Source organism: Galbibacter sp. L-19, assembly GCF_056857615.1.
Genome location: NZ_JBSXNL010000062.1, coordinates 21806 through 40040, shown reverse-complemented (window position 1 = coordinate 40040; position 18235 = coordinate 21806). Strand labels below are relative to the sequence as shown.

Here is an 18235-nt window from a genome sequence, read left to right as displayed (position 1 = left end):
TTCCGTAATTTTTGTATTAAAAAATTACGGAATTGAAAAAATATGTATATTGTTCTTATCTAAAACTAATTTTATTATGATAAGAACAATTTTTTTTGCCTTTACTTTTCTATTTAGTGTATTAGGAGTTGCCCAAACTACTATTTCTGGAAAAGTTACAGACGAGCAAAATCAACCTATTCCCGGAGCGAGCATTCAAATAAGTGCTACAACTGTAGGAACTGTGACTGATTTTAACGGGGAGTTCAATTTATCAACCGATCAAAACCTTCCATTTAAGATTATAATTTCTAGTATTGGGTTTACTTCGCAAACGATTGCGTTATCTTCTGCTCAATCAATAGAGATTCAATTAAAAGAGGAAACTACTAGCTTGGGGGAAATTATTATTTCTGCATCTAGAACCCCAGAGCGTATTTTTGAATCTCCTGTTACGGTAGAGCGATTTGGTTTAAAAGAAATAAAAAATACAGCATCTGTTGATTTTTATGATGGTTTGGAAAATCTGAAAGGTGTCGATATTAATACCAATAGTTTAACATTTAAATCTATAAATACACGAGGATTTGCAGCTTTTGCTAATACTCGTTTTGTACAACTCATTGATGGGATGGATAATGCTGCGCCAGCTTTAAATTTTCCATTAGGAAATTTATTGGGGATGACAGAAATAGATGTTCAAAGCGTTGAGCTACTTCCTGGTGCTTCTTCTGCACTATATGGAGCAAATGCTTTTAACGGAATTTTATTTATGAGAAGTAAAAGCCCTTTCGATTTTGAAGGAATAAGTACGTATGCAAAATCTGGAATGACTTCTCAAAAAGCTGCAGGAGACAATGTTTTCTGGGATTTAGGAATTCGTGTTGCTAAAAAGTTCTCAGAAAAATTTGCTGCCAAAGCTAATTTCTCTTATTTAAAAGGGACAGATTGGTTTGCCGTTAGTGAAGAGAATGTGCTGAATCCTGGAACGGGACGGGAATTACCTAATTATGACGGACTTAATGTTTATGGAGATGAGGTGAGTACAAACATACGGGCAGTAGGACTAGCTCTTGCAGAAAATGGAATAATACCTGCAGCGGCAGTTAATTTATTGCCTAATGAAAGTGTGAGTAGAACAGGATATTTAGAACGCGATTTAACTAATTATGAGGCAGAAAGTGTAAAATTTGATGCGGCATTACATTACCGTCCTTTTGCAGATGATTTTGAAATTATCTATCAAGGAAAAATAGGAAAAGGAGCTACTATTTATCAAGGGGCAAACAGATATTCCTTAAAGAACTTCTTTTTACAACAACATAAAATTGAGTTTAAGAACGACAATTTTTTTGTACGGGGTTATATGACCGATGAAGATGCGGGCGATTCTTATGATATGCGATTTACGGGGATAAATGTGAACCGATATTGGAAAACAGATCAGCAATGGTTTGGAGAATATGCTGGAGCATATGTACAGTCAACTTTAGGGGGCGCTTCGAGTGAGCAAGCTCATAATATTGCAAGACAAGCTGCCGATACTGGAAGACTTATTCCAGGAACTCCAGAGTTTGAACAAGCATTTAATACAGTAACTACAAACGCTGACTTAGCAACGGGGTCTCAGTTTAGAGATGCTTCTCAATTATATCATGCAGATGCAAATTATAATTTTTCACATTTAATTGATTTCGCCGATATTCAGGTTGGGGGATCTTATAGAACCTATCGTTTAAATTCCTTCGGAACTATTTTTACAGATTATGATGGGCCAATAAGTTATAGTGAGCTTGGACTTTACACTCAAATTCAAAAACAACTTATGGACGAACGATTAAAACTTACAGGGTCGTTACGATATGATAAATCAGAGTTGTTTGAAGGACAAGTAACGCCTCGTTTTTCAGTTGGATATACGGCAGGAGCTAATAGAAATCATAATTTAAGAGCCTCTATTCAAACAGCCTTTAGAAACCCAACCACTCAAGATTTATACATAGGCTTGGATGTTGGGAGAGCTATATTGGTAGGTTCTGCTGAAAATAATTTAGATCGTTATCAAAGAACATTTAATGTGAATAACTCAGTAGCAAATGGAGGGGAAGCTACAGCTACTATAAGTGCTAGAGACGCATATGAAAATTCTTTTTTGGCAAGTTCTGTCCAAGCTGGTGCTCCAGTTGCTTCAAACGTAGGTTTAGTAAAACCAGAACAGGCTATTGCTTATGAGATTGGATATAGAGGGCAATTGGGCAAATTTGAAATTGATTTGAGCGGGTATTATACAGATTATACAGATTTTATTGCTAATCAAAACGTAATTGTTCCTTTGTACGGACAGGTGGGAGATAATTCGCAATCTTTAGCAGCGTTGGAAAGTGATGATTTTAAAGTTTTTCAGACTTATACTAATGCAAAGTCTGGAGTACAGTCTTATGGAGCTTCTATTGCAATAGCAACAAAAGTTTTTAATGGTTTTGATTTAAGCGGAAATTATACTTATGCTGATTTTGAACAAGAAGATCCAGATTTTCGAGCGGGATTTAATACGCCAAAGCATAAATTTAAAGCCTCTTTTGGCCATACAGAACTTGTGAAGAATTTTGGATTTAATTTTAGTTACCGATGGAGCGATTCTTATTTCTGGCAAGCTAGTTTTGGGGATGGAAATATCCCTTCTATTACTGTGTTAGATGCGCAATTAAACTATACTGTTCCTAGTCTAAAGTCTATTTTTAAAGTAGGGGCTGCTAATTTATCTGGAGAGGAATATTACACAGCATATGGTACAGGTTTAATAGGAACGCAGCTATATGTCTCTTGGACAATTAATAATTTTTAAGCTAATTCTAAACGATATTTTTATGAAGACCAATTATGTAAGCCTTTTGTTTTTAATGTTTTTGGGACTGTATGGGTGCAGTTCGGATGATGATGCTGGGAACGGCGGAAGTGAAATGGAGATGGAATATTCCTCTGGAACTGCAGATTTTTCAAATTATGTAGCTGTAGGGAACTCATTAACTGCAGGATATACAGATGGTGCTCTTTTTGTATCCGGACAATCAAATTCGTTGCCTAATATATTATCACAACAATTTGCACTTGTTGGAGGAGGAGAATTTCAACAACCATTAACTAACGATAATATTGGGGGACTTCTTGCGGGAGGTTTTCCATTACCAGGGATTGAAAACAGATTATACTTTAATGGTTCTGGGCCTGCTCGTTTACCTGGGAGTCCAACTACCGATATTGCACAAACCCTTTCAGGGTCATTTAATAATATGGGAGTGCCAGGAGCGTTTAGTTATCATTTATTATCTCCGGGCTATGGAAATATAGCAGGTGTAGCAGCTGGGTTGGCAAACCCTTATTTTGTTCGTTTTGCTTCAAGTCCGTCTACAACAGTAATTGCCGATGCAGTGGCTCAGAAGCCTACTTTTTTTAGTCTTTGGATAGGAAATAATGATGTATTAGGGTATGCAACTGGAGGTGGTGTTGGAATTGATCAAACTGGAAATCTTGATTATGCTACGTATGCATTAAACGATATTACCGACCCAACCATTTTTGCAGATATTTATACTGCTATTGTTTCTGAACTGTCTAAGAATGATGCTAAAGGAATAGTTGCAAATATTCCAGATGTAACGGGGATTCCTTATTTTACAACAGTTCCTTATGCTCCGTTAGATCCTACTAATCCTGATTTTGGTTCTCAAATTCCAATGTTAAATAACATTTTTGGAGCTTTAAATCAAGTTTATGAGGTGCTTGGTGCGCCCGAGCGTAAAATAGAATTTGCTACAAATGCCGCAAGTGCTGTTGTAATTAAAGATGAGGCATTAACCGATATTTCTGCTCAAATTGAAGGAGTGTTAAATGCTAGTCCGACTTTCCCTGCATTTATTTCGCAATTCGGATTACCTGCCCAGGCAGTTCCTCTTGTTGCGAATATATTAGGGCAAAGGTATGGACAGTCAAGACAAGCAAACGAAGCAGATTTAATAGTATTGCCAAGTAGTAATGTTATAGGAACTGTTAATGTAACCGCATTACAAGCTTTAATGGGAATGGGAGTCCCGCAGGAATTAGCAGGGCAATTTTCAATAGAAGGGATTACCTTGCCTTTAGAAGATAAATGGGTGTTAATACCTTCAGAACAAGCAAGTGTAAAAACAGCTACCGATGCCTATAATATGGCAATTGCTACTATTGCCCAACAAAATGACTTGGCATTAGTAGATGCAAATGCAATTATGAAAATGTTGTCACAAGGGGGTGGCGTTCCTTTTGACGAATTTATACTGAACAGTAGTTTGGTGTTTGGGGGTGCTTTTTCTTTAGATGGAGTGCATCCTACAGCTAGAGGATATGCCTATTTGGCAAATAAATTTATGGAAGCTATTGAAAAGAAATATAATGCTGTTTTACCAAGAGTACGAGCGGCAGATTATAATACGCTCTATCCAGCACAATTGCCATAAAGCAACTTAAATTACAAATTTTGTTATAAATAGAATAAGCAGGTATAATTAAATCCTTCATTGAGGGTTTTATTCCTCAGAGCCTGTTCTGAGTATATCGAAGGGTGCTACGTCGAAATGGGTTAAATTATTTTCCTTTGAATACCTCGTAGGCTTACCTCGAGGTAGTTGATTACTATTTTTTCTTTAAATAAATGAAGTTTATAAATAAAAAGTATGGGTGGTTTCTATTAATCTAGGTTGAGTTAATTGTAGCTGCTGTTAATGATGTCAAACAGTGGTGTAGTGGTAAAAGCAGGGAAATATTAAAAAATGAATATCCTCTTAAATGGAGCTGTTGACGTTTATGCAGTATTTAAAAAATAAGTCAAAAACATATTTTTTTGTGAGATGATATAACTCTCAAAAAAACAACCTGATAGCATAAGAAAAAAAAATATTTAAATTGATTAATTTTTTCAATTAAAAATATATCTTTGCACCGCGAAAAAGCATCTATATATTAAGACTTTTTTAGCAAATAATAAGCATAACATTAAACACTTAAGTAATGTCTAAAATTACAGGTAAAGTTGCACAAATTATTGGTCCGGTTGTAGACGTAGCATTTGATTCAGGTTCTGAATTACCAAATATCTACGATTCTTTGGAAATTGATAGAAAAGATGGTTCTAAATTAGTACTTGAAGTACAATCTCATATTGGAGAAGATACGGTAAGAACAATATCTATGGACTCTACAGATGGTTTGAGTAGAGGAACAGAGGTTCTTGCTACTGGAAACCCAATACAAATGCCAATCGGTGACGATGTTTACGGACGTTTGTTTAATGTAATTGGAGATGCTATTGATGGAATTGGAGATTTGCCAAAATCTGGTAAAGATGGACTTCCTATTCACAGAGAGGCACCAAAATTTGAAGATTTAACAACTTCTACTGAAGTACTTTTTACAGGTATTAAAGTAATCGACCTTATTGAGCCTTATGCAAAAGGAGGTAAAATTGGTCTTTTTGGAGGAGCTGGTGTTGGTAAAACAGTACTTATTCAGGAGTTAATTAATAATATAGCAAAAGGTCACGGTGGTTTATCAGTTTTTGCTGGTGTAGGAGAACGTACGCGTGAAGGAAATGACCTTTTAAGAGAGATGCTTGAGTCTGGTATTATTAAATACGGAGACGAATTTATGCACTCTATGGAAGAAGGTGGATGGGATCTTTCTAAAGTTGATAAAACAGCTATGAAAGGCTCAAAAGCAACTTTCGTTTTCGGACAGATGAATGAGCCACCAGGAGCACGTGCTCGTGTAGCTTTATCTGGACTTACAATTGCAGAATATTTCCGTGATGGGGCTGGAGAAGCACAAGGGAAAGACGTACTTTTCTTCGTAGATAATATCTTCCGTTTTACACAAGCTGGTTCTGAGGTATCTGCACTTCTTGGACGTATGCCATCTGCGGTAGGATACCAACCTACGTTAGCAACAGAGATGGGAGCGATGCAAGAGCGTATTACTTCAACAAAAAGAGGATCTATTACATCTGTACAGGCGGTTTACGTACCTGCGGATGATTTAACGGATCCAGCGCCAGCAACTACATTTGCTCACTTAGATGCTACAACAGTACTTTCTAGAAAAATTGCTGAGCTTGGTATTTATCCAGCGGTAGATCCATTGGATTCTACTTCTAGAATTCTTTCTGCTGAAGTATTAGGAAAAGAACATTATGCTTGTGCTCAAAATGTAAAAGAGCTTTTACAACGTTATAAAGAATTACAAGATATTATTGCAATTCTTGGTATGGAAGAGCTTTCAGAAGAAGATAAATTGGCGGTATCAAGAGCACGTCGTGTGCAACGTTTCTTATCTCAACCTTTCCACGTTGCTGAGCAGTTTACAGGTATTCCAGGAGTTTTAGTTGATATTAAAGACACTATTAAAGGATTTAATATGATTATGGATGGAGAATTAGATCACCTTCCAGAGGCTGCTTTTAACTTAAAAGGAACTATCGAGGAAGCTATCGAAGCAGGAGAGAAAATGCTTGCAGACGCATAAATTAGGAGCAGTAACAGTTGTTAGTTCTAAACTTTACAACTTATAACTAAAAAGTATGAAATTAGAAATAGTAACACCAGAGGCAACTTTATTTAGCGGAAACGTTACTTCGGTAGCTGTTCCAGGAGTTGATGGTGAGTTTCAGATGTTAGACAATCACGCACCTATAGTTTCACTTTTAGGAAAAGGAAATGTGAAAATCTACGGAGAAGTTAATATAGAAAAAGCATATGCTTCTAAGTTTTCTAAAGGAGAAAATGGAGAGACAATATTGCCTATCACTAGTGGAACTGTAGAGATGAACAACAATAAAGTTATTGTTCTAGCAGATTAAAGAATAAACATAATATATATAAGAACGCCGCAATAGTATTGTGGCGTTTTTTTATGGTGTAGTTTTAAAGACTAGACGAAATGAAAGTTATGTTATTATAAATCGATATCCTACACTACGCAGGCTTTCAATTTGAATAGATTTATCTTCTGAAAGGTATTTCCGTAACCTACTGATAAAAACATCCAGACTTCTCCCTGAAAAGAAATCAGTTTCTTCCCATAAATGGTTAAGAATATCTTCCCTTCGGATAACACAGTCTTTATTTTTGTACAGATATTCCAAGAGTTGGGCTTCTTTTTCGGTAAGATATTTTTCAGAATAAGAAGTCTTTAGTAACAAATTTTTAGGTTCAAATATAAATTTCCCTATGGAATATGTTTCCGATTTATTCTCCTTAACAAGCGGTTTTCTTTTTAGTATGTTTTGAATTCTAAGGATGAGCTCGTCAGCATCAAAAGGTTTTGTAATGTAGTCATCGGCGCCAAGTTTTAATCCTGTTAAAATGTCCTCTTTCATTTTACGAGCAGTCACAAAAAGAAAAGGCAAATCGGGATATTTAATTTGGAGCTTTTGTGCTAGCGTAAAACCATCTTCCTTTGGCATCATAACATCAAGAATGAGGATATTAAAACTTTGCTCCTTTAAAATTTCTCGAGCTTCAATCCCGTTAAAAACACGTTGTACGTCAAATTTGTTCAATTCTAGGTACTGTTTTAGTAAATCTCCTAAATCTAAATCATCTTCAACTATTAGTATTTTAATCATGGTTTAGCTGTCTTTTAATCCCTCATTTGGGGTTTAATTCCCCAGAGCCTTTCCCTGAGTTTACCGAAAGGCTTTAGGTCGAAAAAGGATTAAATTATTTTCCTTTGAATACCTCTCGGCTTGCCCAGAGCTAGTGAATTCCTAGGTGGGAATTTTTAAAATAAATGTGCTCCCCTTTTTTGGAACACTTTTTACATTAATAGTACCTTTTAAATTTTTCATTATCTGGTTACATAGATATAAACCCAGTCCTAAGCCTTTAATATCATGTTTATTTCCTTCTGATATGCGGTAAAACTTTTTAAAAATGTTTTTTTGCTCTGAAGACGGGATACCATTTCCAAAATCTGTAATTTCTATATAATAAAAATGATCTTTTACATAAGATTTTAAAATTATTTCTGTAGCATCAGGACTGTATTTTATAGCATTTTCTAGTAAGTTTTGGAGTACACTTTCCAATTGATCAATAGCTGTTTTTAGGATCAATCTGTTAGGAGATATATTAGATTTTAGACTGTGCGTATTTGAATCAAAATGAGATGTTACGTCTTTTAAGAATTTTACAATGTCTATTTCCTGCAATTCTAGCTTTTGAGGCTCCAGAGAAGTTTCCATTACTCGATCTACAATTGTTTGAATCCTAGTGTTTTGTCTAGCAAGTGTAAGAATAAGCTTTTTTGCAGATTCAGAATTTTGAAAAGCTTCTTCTTTTTGTAAAGATTTTGTAATGAGGTTAAGGGAAGTTAAAGGTGTTTTTAATTCGTGACTAATATTGTTGGCAAAATCGGTTTTCATTTCAGCAATCTTTTTTTGCTTTATGAGCGACCGATACATATAAAAAAACAATAAAACAACTGCAACTATTAGTGCAACTCCAGCAACCAGCATCCAAAGCATTTTATTCCAAATTTTTTGTTGAAAATTGGAAATATCCATATCAACAGATTGAAGATGCTTATAAGAGTATTTAATGGCTTCATTAATAGAATCCTTTTTTTGGTCTATAGAAGATTGTGCTATTCCTTTACTGATATTAAAAGATTTTCCTTCAAAATCTTCACCAAAATAAACAAGAGGATTATCGTTAGTTTTTAGCACCGTATCATAAACTCCATTAGCTTCAAAAATAATCTGAGTTAACTGTATACGAATGCTAATCTCTTTTAAAATAGGGTAATTTTTAAAGTGAGATTGTAGATAAATATGACTTATTTTTTGGATAGAATCTGCTAAAATATGTGCGCTTGCTTGAAATTGATTTGACGTAATACTATCATAAACTTTTTGAAAGCAAAGCTTTTTAAAATCTTCGAAAAACTGTTCTTCAATAGTATCAATCTCGGCAGATTCTATTACGGGAGCTATTTGCTTTTTAACATCGTTTATATATGTTTTGGAAGTTAATTGATAAGTGTTTTGAATAAGGTAGTATTGTATAGAAACCAGTCCAGCTAATGCAAGGAGGCAAAAAAAGACTAAGAGTTTTATTTTATTTCGCTGTTTCATTCATTTACAAAAATAACCAACTTAAAAAATTATAGGGAGATAATTTGGGCATTAACCCTTCATTAACCTACGGTTAACCCACATTGCCCCAATGTTTTTTCATATTTGCTTTTATAATTAAAACTTAAATATCATGAAAAAATTAGTAATTGTCTTTTTATTCTTGGTTTCATTTGTAAACCTATGGTCGCAAAGTACATCGGTTTCTACATCCGTAAGTAATAACTCTTATTTATCTATTTCAGTAAGCAACACCGATTTTGAATATAATTATACGGCTTCTTTTGATAAGGAAAATACAGAAAGTGTTAAAGAAGTTATTGAAGAGGTTTTGGGGGTAGCATTAGATAAAAATACACGTACTGCTTACTGGGAAGGAACTGGATATAGCGTGCAATTGCGTCAGGGGAGAGTTAAAATAGAAATGGAAAAAGAAGCAACCACCAAGTCATTTCAATTAAAAATAGAAGATTTAGCCGATCAGATTTCAGAAACTCTTGGTAGTGAAGAAACTCCAGAACCTCCTAAAACACCCCAGCGTAGTTAAGTTCCTTTTTTATAATTGTAACAATTGCTGTTTGAAGTTGTCTTTATAAAAACTGAACTTTTAATGAAATACCTAAACTTTATTTTTCTACTTTTTAGCTTGCATATAGTGAGCGCTCAAGAAGGAGACTCTATTTCCAGAAAAAAAATAGATGCCATTAGAATTACAGAAGCACCAAAAATAGACGGTGTTCTTGATGAGCTTATTTGGAATAGTGCTTCTGTAGCTACAAATTTTATTGAGAGAGAACCTAATAATGGCACTCCAATTCCAGATAGTCTGCATACGGAAGTTAGAATTGTGTATGACGACCTTGGAATCTATTTTGGAGCAATTATGAATGATCCTAATACTAGTGAAATAGCAAAAGAACTAACCGAAAGAGATGATATAGGAAACGACGATTTCTTTTTTATTTTACTGAATGGATACAACGATCATCAGCAGAGTTTTGAGTTTATTGTTACCGCGGCTGGTGTTCAATGGGATGCGAAACTGACAAACGGAAATGAAGATTCCTCATGGAATGGAGTTTGGTATAGTAATGTGAAAATAAATGAGGATAATTGGACAGCCGAAATATTTATTCCTTATTCTCAACTTAGATTTCCAGAGAAGGATATCCAAACCTGGGGATTAAATATGGAGCGAGAGTTTAGACGAGAGCGTAGGCGTTTTAGTTGGAATCATGTGGATAATAGTAAAGGTTCTTTTTCTATTTATGATGGAGAAATTCATAATATTAAAAATATAGATGCGCCATTAAGATTATCATTTCAGCCTTATGTTTCTTCATATATTACTTCTTTTGATGGGAAATCTGAGGTAAGTGTTAATGGAGGAATGGATTTAAAATATGGAATTACAGATGCATTTACTTTGGATATGATTTTAATTCCAGATTTTGGGCAGACTAAATTTGATGAGCGAGTGCTTAACCTTTCTGCATTTGAAGTTCAATATGAAGAGCAGCGGCAATTTTTTACAGAAGGGACAGAATTGTTTAGTAAAGGAAATCTTTTTTATTCTCGTCGAGTAGGAAGTGCACCAACTGGAGCTGTTCAAATTAATGATAACGATTCACTTTCTTTTTATCCGCAAACGGTAGATTTAATTAATGCCATGAAAATTTCGGGTCGTACAGATGGAGGTTTAGGAATTGGTTTTTTTAACGCTGTTACCGAGCGTACGTACGCCGAAATAACAAACACAAATACAAACGAAACCCGAGAGGAATTAGTTGAGCCTTTAGCAAATTATAATGTGTTTGTTTTAGACCAGCGTTTTGGGGAGAATTCTTCTATTTCTTTAGTCAATACAAACACCACCCGCGAAGGCAATTTTAGAGATGCCAATGCAACAGGACTTTATTTGGATGTTACCAATAAAAAAAATACCATAAAATATTGGGTTAGTGGAGAAGGGAGTTGGGTAATGCAAGGAGATTCTACTAAGTTTGGAACAGAAGGAAGCACAGGAATTTCTAAAATAGCTGGGAACCATAGACTTTCTGGAGAGGTTAACTTTAGGACAAAAGATTATGACATCAACGATCTTGGGTATTCTAGTACCACCAATTACATTCGCTATTACGGATATTATGGATATCGTTATTTAAAACCGAAAGGCAACTTAAATAACATGTATTTAAATTTTAATTTAAATCTAACAAGGCGTTTGGATCCAAGGTTGTATTCTGAATTTAACTTTAATTTTAATTCCAGTTTTACAACTAAAAAATTTATAAGTTTTGGAGGAGGTTTTGAAATGACTCCCTTTGGTGTTAACGATATTTACGAACCTAGAGAAGAAGGCAGGTACGTTAAGGTACCTAGTTATTATGATGGTTGGGCTTGGTTTGAAACAGATTATAGGAAGAAGTTTGCAATTGGAATTACCTATGATTGGTATGTATATAGTGAAGGTTGGAGAGATGAAAAACGAATTGATTTTTACCCGCGTTATCGCTTTTCAGATAAATGGAAATTGTTTTTAACTACCAATATTATTTTAAATAATGAAGACAGAGGCTATGTAAATAATTTGGATGGGGATATAATTTTTGGTCAAAGAGATCGAAATACAATTGAAAATGCTATTGAATCTCAATACATTTTTAATAATGTAATGGCGCTAAATTTATCTTTTAGACATTATTATTCGGATGTGAGTTATGATAAATTCTTTAGTTTGGAAGAAGATGGTAATTTAATTTTGAATCCTGATTATCTAGAAAATCATAACACTACATACAATAATTGGAATATAGATTTACGTTTCTCTTGGTGGTTTGCACCTGGGAGTCAGTTAACTTTATTGTATCGAAATGCTATAGAAAGTTATCAAGAAGAAGCGGTAAGAGACTTAAATAGAAATTTTGATAATCTTTTTAACGAGCCACAATTGCATAGTTTGTCGCTTCGAATTAGTTATTTTTTGGATTACAATCGTGCTAAAAGTTGGTTTGGAAAGAAACATTTAAAAGAAGAACACGCCTCTATCTATAACAATAGAAAATATGGAAGGCGGTTATAACGGTTTTATATTAAAAGTAGTGCTTGATAAATATGATAGTTAATTCAGTTTTTTTCGTTACTTTGGTAAGTCTTGAAAAATAATTTCTAGTATAAATGACTGAAAATAAAGAGCATCTAAAATTAACTCATGATGGTTTAAAAGGAAAACTTTTAAATTTCACTGGAAAATCGGGAGAGTATTGGGTAAGTATTATTCCTTCTTTAAACGTTTCTGGTTATGGGGATACAGAAAAAGAAGCTATCAAAGACTTAGAATACAATCTTAAGGTTCTTTGTGATGACTTATTTAAATTGTCTCAAGGTCAAAGAGATGCTGAATTAAAAAATCTGGGTTGGTCACGAAATAAATTTTTTAAACAACAATACTCTTCGGCTTATGTTGATGATAAAGGAGTATTACAGAATTTTGATTCTCCAAAACAAGTTAAAAAAACTATTTTGGAACCAGCAAATGTTTAAGGTTTGGGAAATAATAGACCAGTTAAACTTAAAGATTGGATAGAATTTTAAAAGCTCACAATTGCTCCAAAAAACGCCATAAAGGAACTTCACATGAGCATTGGAAATGCCCAAATTGTTTTCGAACAATAACATTTAGAAGTCAGTATAAGGAAATTCCAGCAATGCATCTAAAAACAAACTTAACTACATTGGGTTTTGATTTGGATTATTTATACAAGTGGATCGACGAAAATTAGTCTGCATTACAGTCAATAAAATAAAAACTCCCTAAACAGTTTAAAACTATTTAGGGAGTTTTATTATAATAAATTGGAGAAATTAATTCTCTTTTGGAGTAGTTGTATTAGGAGTAAGTTTAGCTTTTTCAGCATTACCAGCTTCTTTCTGGTTTAATAAGAGTTGTCTTATTTGCTTTGCCAATTTAAAATTTGGAGCCATTACAATAGCTTCATCTACAAGTTTTATAGAAGCGTCAATATTTTCTTTATCTTCATTATATTTTAAAAGTCCTTCTTGATATTTAAAAGCAGCTTTTAGAGGCACTTGGTAAGGAGGATTAGACTCATAGAAAGGAAGCATATCTTCATCCGTAGAATGCTCAAGACCATACTTAATATAGGTGGCAGCCTCTACAGTTTTTCCGATTTGTAAATTAAGATCAACCAAATCATAAGCAATATAGATATCTGGTTTTCTGCTGAACATAATATCAAACTGTTGAACTGCTAATTGCGGTTGATTTAAAGCTTTTAAAGACCTAGCTTTTACTTCTACCGCAAGGTTAGATGCTTTAGTGTCTTTCTCGGCACCTAACAGATTAATAGCTTGAGCATGTTGCCCAGAATTACTGTAAAAATATGCCAATGTATCTTTTCTTGCCTCATTTGGACTCAATACATTTAAATGCGTCAAAGCATTAATTACGCCTCTAACATCGCCTTGTTCTTTCATTTGCTTGTAAAATGCTTCATAATGCTGAGAAAGAGTACTGTTATTTTGAGAAAATCCAGCAAAAGATGCTAAAAAAACCAAAAGTATTATAGAATGTTTCATAGTAGAAAATTGTAGTTTAAAAATAACATGAAGCGGTTTACGTCTGCTACTTCAGTTTAACCTGCCAAATCTATTAAAATTATTCAATAAAAATATTAAATCTATGCAAAAGCATAAAAAAAAGGAGCATTGTTCTTATGGACAAACAATACTCCTTTTTAATAAACTAATCTAAACTAACTTAAAAACCTAACCTAAAATTTTTATGTGTTTTTTATAAATGAAAACTAATTCAATTTCTTTTACACTGTAAAATTACAAAGAAGTAAGCGTTCAAAATTCAGCTTTTAAGCTGTTTAACCTATATTTAACTAGAAAATACTCCATGTGTTAAGGTTTTTAAGAGCTATTAATATTCTAGGTTTGGATAGATAAAATTATATGATAAATAAGTGTTAATTAATGTAGAGGTAATGGTTTTTCCTTTGGTTTGTTTAGTGTTTTCAAACTGAGGAATCTTGATGCCTAATTTATTTGCCTGCTCAGTATAATATTCTTCTTTTGAAGGGTGTATAGGAGCGGAAGCGTTTAGAGTAATTCCCCAAACTTCTTTTTCAATAACTTTATTGATAATACCAATACAATCTTCTAAATGGATTAAATTAACTGGTGCATTTGGATTGGCAATGTTTTTTTTTCCTGAAAGGGTATTTACTGGATGCCTGTCTCCTCCATACAATCCAGAAAAACGAATTACAGTTGTTTTGAAATTTGGATTCTTTTGAAGAAGCTCTTCGGAAGCTAAAATTTGTTTTCCGCTTTCAGTTTGAGGTTTTGCAGGGGTATTTTCATCTACAATAGAATTATCATTAGCATAAACTGATGAGCTACTCACAAAAAGTACCTTTTTGACATTTGATTGTTCTATTTTTTCTGAAAGCGTTTTAATTTTTGAAATGTAATTAGCTTCAGAATTTTTGCGAATTCGAGGCGGGATATTAATAATTAATACATCTGTATCTTGAAGAAAATAACTAATATTTCCTTCTATATGATGCTTGTGTACAGCTAATAGAAATGGATTTATTTTTTGGTGGGCAATGTTTAAAATTTTATCCACAGAAGTAGTGGCTCCATTTACAGCATAGCCTTTTTCTACAAAAGATTTTGCAAGTGGAAATCCTAACCAACCACAACCAAGTACAGCAATTTTTTTCGGCATTATAGTTCTAATGTTTTTTTAATCAATATAGCATCATTTAAAACAAAAGGCATGGGGATTGCATTTTCAGGTCTGACAGGAACACTGAATAATGCATGTTCTAACAAATTATTTGAAGCTTCAAAAAAAGTTAGAACAGGTTTTTCAGTAGCATAAAATACTAAATTTATTTCAGAATAATCATTATTACTAATGTAATGTGTTAAAAGTCGGCTTCCTCGTTTTTTTAAAAAATCTTCAGAAAAAGAAATGCCATTTACATTACAGCTCAATATGTTGACATTGTTTGTAGTAATTTCTAAACGATTTACTTCTCTACGAGGTGTAACACATATTCTAACGTGTCTTTTATTGTTAATAACAGTATCTTTTTCAATGTTAATAGTAGGGGCAAGAATTTCCTTTATGGGAGCTTTGGAGGTATGTGTAAACACAGTTCCGTATTTACTGCTAAATTTTATTTTATCTTCAGAAAAAGTATTATTCTCATTAAAATATGCTGAAGTCCAAGGATCTAAAACTTTATTGTAAGTTGCCCATTGTGAGGTATTTGTATCACTATCTAAAACGTATAATAAACTAGTTGGATGTGGCATTTCTTTGGTGAAATTGGATTGGAAATGTGCAGAAGCAAATAAAAGTATAGCCAGAACAAACCCTAAATAGGCGTATGCTTTTTTGTTTTTATAAAAACCGAATACAGGAAGTAAGAGTCCAAATAAAAGCACACTTAAAACGCAGGATGCAATTAATATTTTTAGTCCTAATCCAACAGGAAACATTTGTATTAATGGCGCAAAAATCCATAAAGCGGGAATACATAATATAATTAAGAAAAGTAGCGACGGACTCTTCTTTTTTTGATTTATAAGGATAAATAAGGCTCCTAAAGCTGCAAATACAGGAATAATAAAAAAGCTAGCTCCTTTTAAATATATTGCAATCCCCGAGCAAATTACCAACCAAAAAAGGAGAGGTGTAATAAGAAGATTTGGAACAGAAATATCCTTAATTTTTGAATAGGCATAAAAGCAAATCCCAAAACTCAATGCAGTAAAACTAGCAATATATAAATGTCCATTATATGTAAATCCATGCAGAATATCTTGGTATTGTGGATATAACTCTTTTAATGCTGTCCAACTAAAATAGCCAATAAGTCCATTAATTAGCAAAGAGACAAGGAATGTTAAAAAGCCCTTAAGAATGCCTTTGCCAGAGAGTTTTCTGTTTTTAACACCTATATAAACAAGCACAATCCATATTGTAAAGGCTATTAGTAGCATTGGAAAAATCCAACTAAACGGATAGTAAACAAAATTAAATACTGGGATATCGAAATAGATGTAGTCAAGATTGGATTTTATAGAGTTTAGGTCATAATCTCCATAAAAATTTAGTAACGGAATTAGATATGAAATTTGATGTTGTAAAGTGTTTTTGTCAACGTTCTCAAAACTATCATTGGCGGTATGGTAGTCAAAATGGTCGTCTATAAAGGCAAAATTAAACCCATTAATATTAGAATCTTCTCTAAAAACAGTCAAATCGGTGTCGTTTGGAAGCATTTTATAAATGCTATAAGTTAAAGAGTTGGCAACAGGAAATTGTGGATTCGCTTCATTAAAAGATTCAATCATATTTTTATTTCCACCATTGGTTTCCATCAACATATAGCTAGGGCCGCCACTACCTCTGGCTTCAAAATTGAGGATGAGTCCAATATTGTTTTTTAGCGGACTCTCATTTACAAATAACTGAGCTCCATTTAAGCCTAATTCTTCAGCATCGGTAAATAAAACTATAATATCATTTTTTGGTTTTTTCCCAGCTTCTAAATAGGAGCGGATGCCTTCTAAGATTACTGCCACGCCAACGGCATCATCGCTTGCACCCAGAGAAGAATGAGGGTTGCTATCGTAATGAGACATTAAAACCAAGGCTTTCCCTTCTTCGGATCCGTCTATTTTAGCTACAATATTTTGCGCATAGCTCAGATTTCCCCAGTCGCCACTTGTGTATCCCTTTTGAACTTCTGTTGTTAAACCTATTTTTTGTAGTTCAGAAATAATGTATTCTTTTACTTCGGCATGCGATTTAGAACCAACGAAATGTGGTTTTTCGGCAATTTTTTTAATGTGATTTAGCGTGTTTTCCGTAGAAAAAGTTTGAGGAGAAAATTCCTTCTGTGGCATTAAATCATAAAAACGCCAAGCGGTAAGCGCCATGATAATAATAAACGATAATAGGAGCGATAGTTTTTTCAAATCTTTAGGTTCGTTAGCTTTATAAATATAGGGATAAGAATTTTATTTTTCATAATGATGAATTCAAGTTTGTTATTTTATGATTATCACGATAATTAACAATAAGATTACGAATAATTTATTTTATTCAAAGAATATTGATTATATTTATATTTCACACCAATCAAAAAAATCTGCAAGAATATGGGAATTAAAAGTTTTCAAGGAGCAAGGGAAGAACAAAAAAAGAAGTATAATGCTCCAATTTTAGTGGAAGATTATATGACTAAAAATTTAGTGCTTTTTAAACCAGATCAATCTATTTTGGAAGTAATGGAACTTTTTTTAAAACATCGGATTTCTGGAGGGCCTGTCTGTGATGAAAATGGACATTTAGTTGGGATAATATCTGAAGCAGATTGTATGAAGCAAATTTCTGAAAGTCGCTATTTTAACATGCCAATTCTCGATAAAAATGTGGAAAATTTTATGACTAGAGATGTGGAAACAATTCCACATGACATGAATATTTTTGACGCAGCTTCTCGTTTTTACAAAGGTCATCGCCGTAGATTGCCTGTTATGGATCACGGAAAATTGGTTGGGCAAATAAGTCGTAAGGATATTGTGGTGGCTGCTTTAAAATTAAACAGTCATAATTATTAGTGCTTTATTGTTCTCTGCGGACTAACATATAATAATCGTTTTCCAACGGTAAATAACCTAAATCATACAAAAAGTAATAGGTAGTGCCCTTTTTGGTAGTATAGGTGCTTGTAAAATGTTCAAAATCAAATCCTCTGTCTAATAATTTGGTTTTTGTGGTTTTTGTTTTGTTTTCTGGATTTAAAGCTTCTAATATTCTGTAATTCTTTCGAAGTCGGTTATTTATATTCCTAATAAGATTTTTACTGTCTTTATTTAAATTATTATTAAATGCATTTCTACAATAATCATTGCAAAACTTTTTATCGGCTCTGCCTATAAGTTTTTCATTACATTCAAGACAGGTTTTTTCCATTTTAATTTCACCTTTAGTTGTTAAGTAGGTGTATTGATTTGAAAGTGCTTTTAATTACAAATTCA

At 33.3% G+C, this 18235-nt stretch carries 14 protein-coding genes; 8 read left to right on the top strand and 6 right to left on the bottom strand.

The window, feature by feature from the left end:
* Positions 1 to 76: 76 nt before the first annotated feature.
* The 4 genes from AC13CQ_RS11645 to AC13CQ_RS11630 all read left to right on the top strand — a co-directional run bounded on the left by AC13CQ_RS11645 (position 77) and on the right by AC13CQ_RS11630 (position 6865).
* Positions 77 to 2824 carry a TonB-dependent receptor gene (locus tag AC13CQ_RS11645; RefSeq protein ID WP_337901000.1) on the top strand — a complete coding sequence of 916 codons (2748 nt, stop codon included), beginning with the start codon at positions 77 to 79 and terminating at the stop codon, positions 2822 to 2824.
* A gap of 22 nt (positions 2825 to 2846) precedes the next feature.
* A complete protein-coding gene (locus AC13CQ_RS11640) occupies positions 2847 to 4472 on the top strand; it encodes a G-D-S-L family lipolytic protein (RefSeq protein ID WP_337901001.1) in 1626 nt (541 codons plus the stop codon).
* Positions 4473 to 5022: 550 nt separating this feature from the next.
* Complete coding sequence (atpD, locus tag AC13CQ_RS11635; protein ID WP_008611060.1) at positions 5023 to 6531, top strand: F0F1 ATP synthase subunit beta; 1509 nt, start codon at positions 5023 to 5025, stop codon at positions 6529 to 6531.
* Between the two features lie 55 nt (positions 6532 to 6586).
* Entirely contained in the window at positions 6587 to 6865 is a 279-nt protein-coding gene (locus AC13CQ_RS11630) for a F0F1 ATP synthase subunit delta/epsilon (RefSeq protein ID WP_008611059.1), read from the top strand.
* Between the two features lie 87 nt (positions 6866 to 6952).
* On the opposite strand, the gene AC13CQ_RS11625 is transcribed toward AC13CQ_RS11630, so the two are convergent.
* Together AC13CQ_RS11625 and AC13CQ_RS11620 are read right to left on the bottom strand one after the other, a co-directional pair.
* Positions 6953 to 7633, bottom strand: coding sequence for a response regulator transcription factor (locus AC13CQ_RS11625; RefSeq protein WP_008611058.1), 681 nt, complete (start codon positions 7631 to 7633; stop codon positions 6953 to 6955).
* A 141-nt stretch (positions 7634 to 7774) separates the two neighbouring features.
* Positions 7775 to 9142, bottom strand: a complete 1368-nt coding sequence (locus AC13CQ_RS11620; RefSeq protein ID WP_337901002.1) for a sensor histidine kinase — start codon at positions 9140 to 9142, stop codon at positions 7775 to 7777.
* Between the two features lie 133 nt (positions 9143 to 9275).
* On the opposite strand from AC13CQ_RS11620, the gene AC13CQ_RS11615 reads away from it, so the two are divergent.
* From AC13CQ_RS11615 to AC13CQ_RS11605, 3 genes are all read left to right on the top strand, one after another.
* Positions 9276 to 9689, top strand: a complete 414-nt coding sequence (locus AC13CQ_RS11615; protein ID WP_474507010.1) for a hypothetical protein — start codon at positions 9276 to 9278, stop codon at positions 9687 to 9689.
* Positions 9690 to 9752: 63 nt separating this feature from the next.
* Positions 9753 to 12224 (top strand): DUF5916 domain-containing protein, encoded by a 2472-nt coding sequence (locus AC13CQ_RS11610; protein ID WP_474507011.1) that lies wholly within the window; start codon positions 9753 to 9755, stop codon positions 12222 to 12224.
* 95 nt (positions 12225 to 12319) lie between these two features.
* Positions 12320 to 12685: a hypothetical protein gene (locus AC13CQ_RS11605; protein ID WP_008611055.1), complete on the top strand. Its 366-nt coding sequence runs from the start codon at positions 12320 to 12322 to the stop codon at positions 12683 to 12685.
* Positions 12686 to 13006: 321 nt separating this feature from the next.
* Here AC13CQ_RS11605 and AC13CQ_RS11600 read toward each other — a convergent pair whose 3' ends face one another.
* From AC13CQ_RS11600 to AC13CQ_RS11590, 3 genes are all read right to left on the bottom strand, one after another.
* Positions 13007 to 13741, bottom strand: a complete 735-nt coding sequence (locus AC13CQ_RS11600) for a hypothetical protein (protein WP_008611054.1) — start codon at positions 13739 to 13741, stop codon at positions 13007 to 13009.
* A 349-nt stretch (positions 13742 to 14090) separates the two neighbouring features.
* Positions 14091 to 14903 carry an NAD-dependent epimerase/dehydratase family protein gene (locus AC13CQ_RS11595; protein WP_008611053.1) on the bottom strand — a complete coding sequence of 271 codons (813 nt, stop codon included), beginning with the start codon at positions 14901 to 14903 and terminating at the stop codon, positions 14091 to 14093.
* Positions 14903 to 17170 (bottom strand): M20/M25/M40 family metallo-hydrolase, encoded by a 2268-nt coding sequence (locus AC13CQ_RS11590; RefSeq protein WP_474507012.1) that lies wholly within the window; start codon positions 17168 to 17170, stop codon positions 14903 to 14905. Before AC13CQ_RS11590 ends, AC13CQ_RS11595 begins: the two co-directional genes overlap by 1 nt.
* Positions 17171 to 17353: 183 nt before the next feature.
* Here AC13CQ_RS11590 and AC13CQ_RS11585 point away from each other — a divergent pair, with 183 nt between their 5' ends.
* Positions 17354 to 17815: a CBS domain-containing protein gene (locus tag AC13CQ_RS11585; RefSeq protein ID WP_008611051.1), complete on the top strand. Its 462-nt coding sequence runs from the start codon at positions 17354 to 17356 to the stop codon at positions 17813 to 17815.
* Positions 17816 to 17819: 4 nt separating this feature from the next.
* On the opposite strand, the gene AC13CQ_RS11580 is transcribed toward AC13CQ_RS11585, so the two are convergent.
* Positions 17820 to 18170, bottom strand: a complete 351-nt coding sequence (locus AC13CQ_RS11580) for a hypothetical protein (RefSeq protein WP_456867898.1) — start codon at positions 18168 to 18170, stop codon at positions 17820 to 17822.
* Positions 18171 to 18235: the final 65 nt, after the last annotated feature.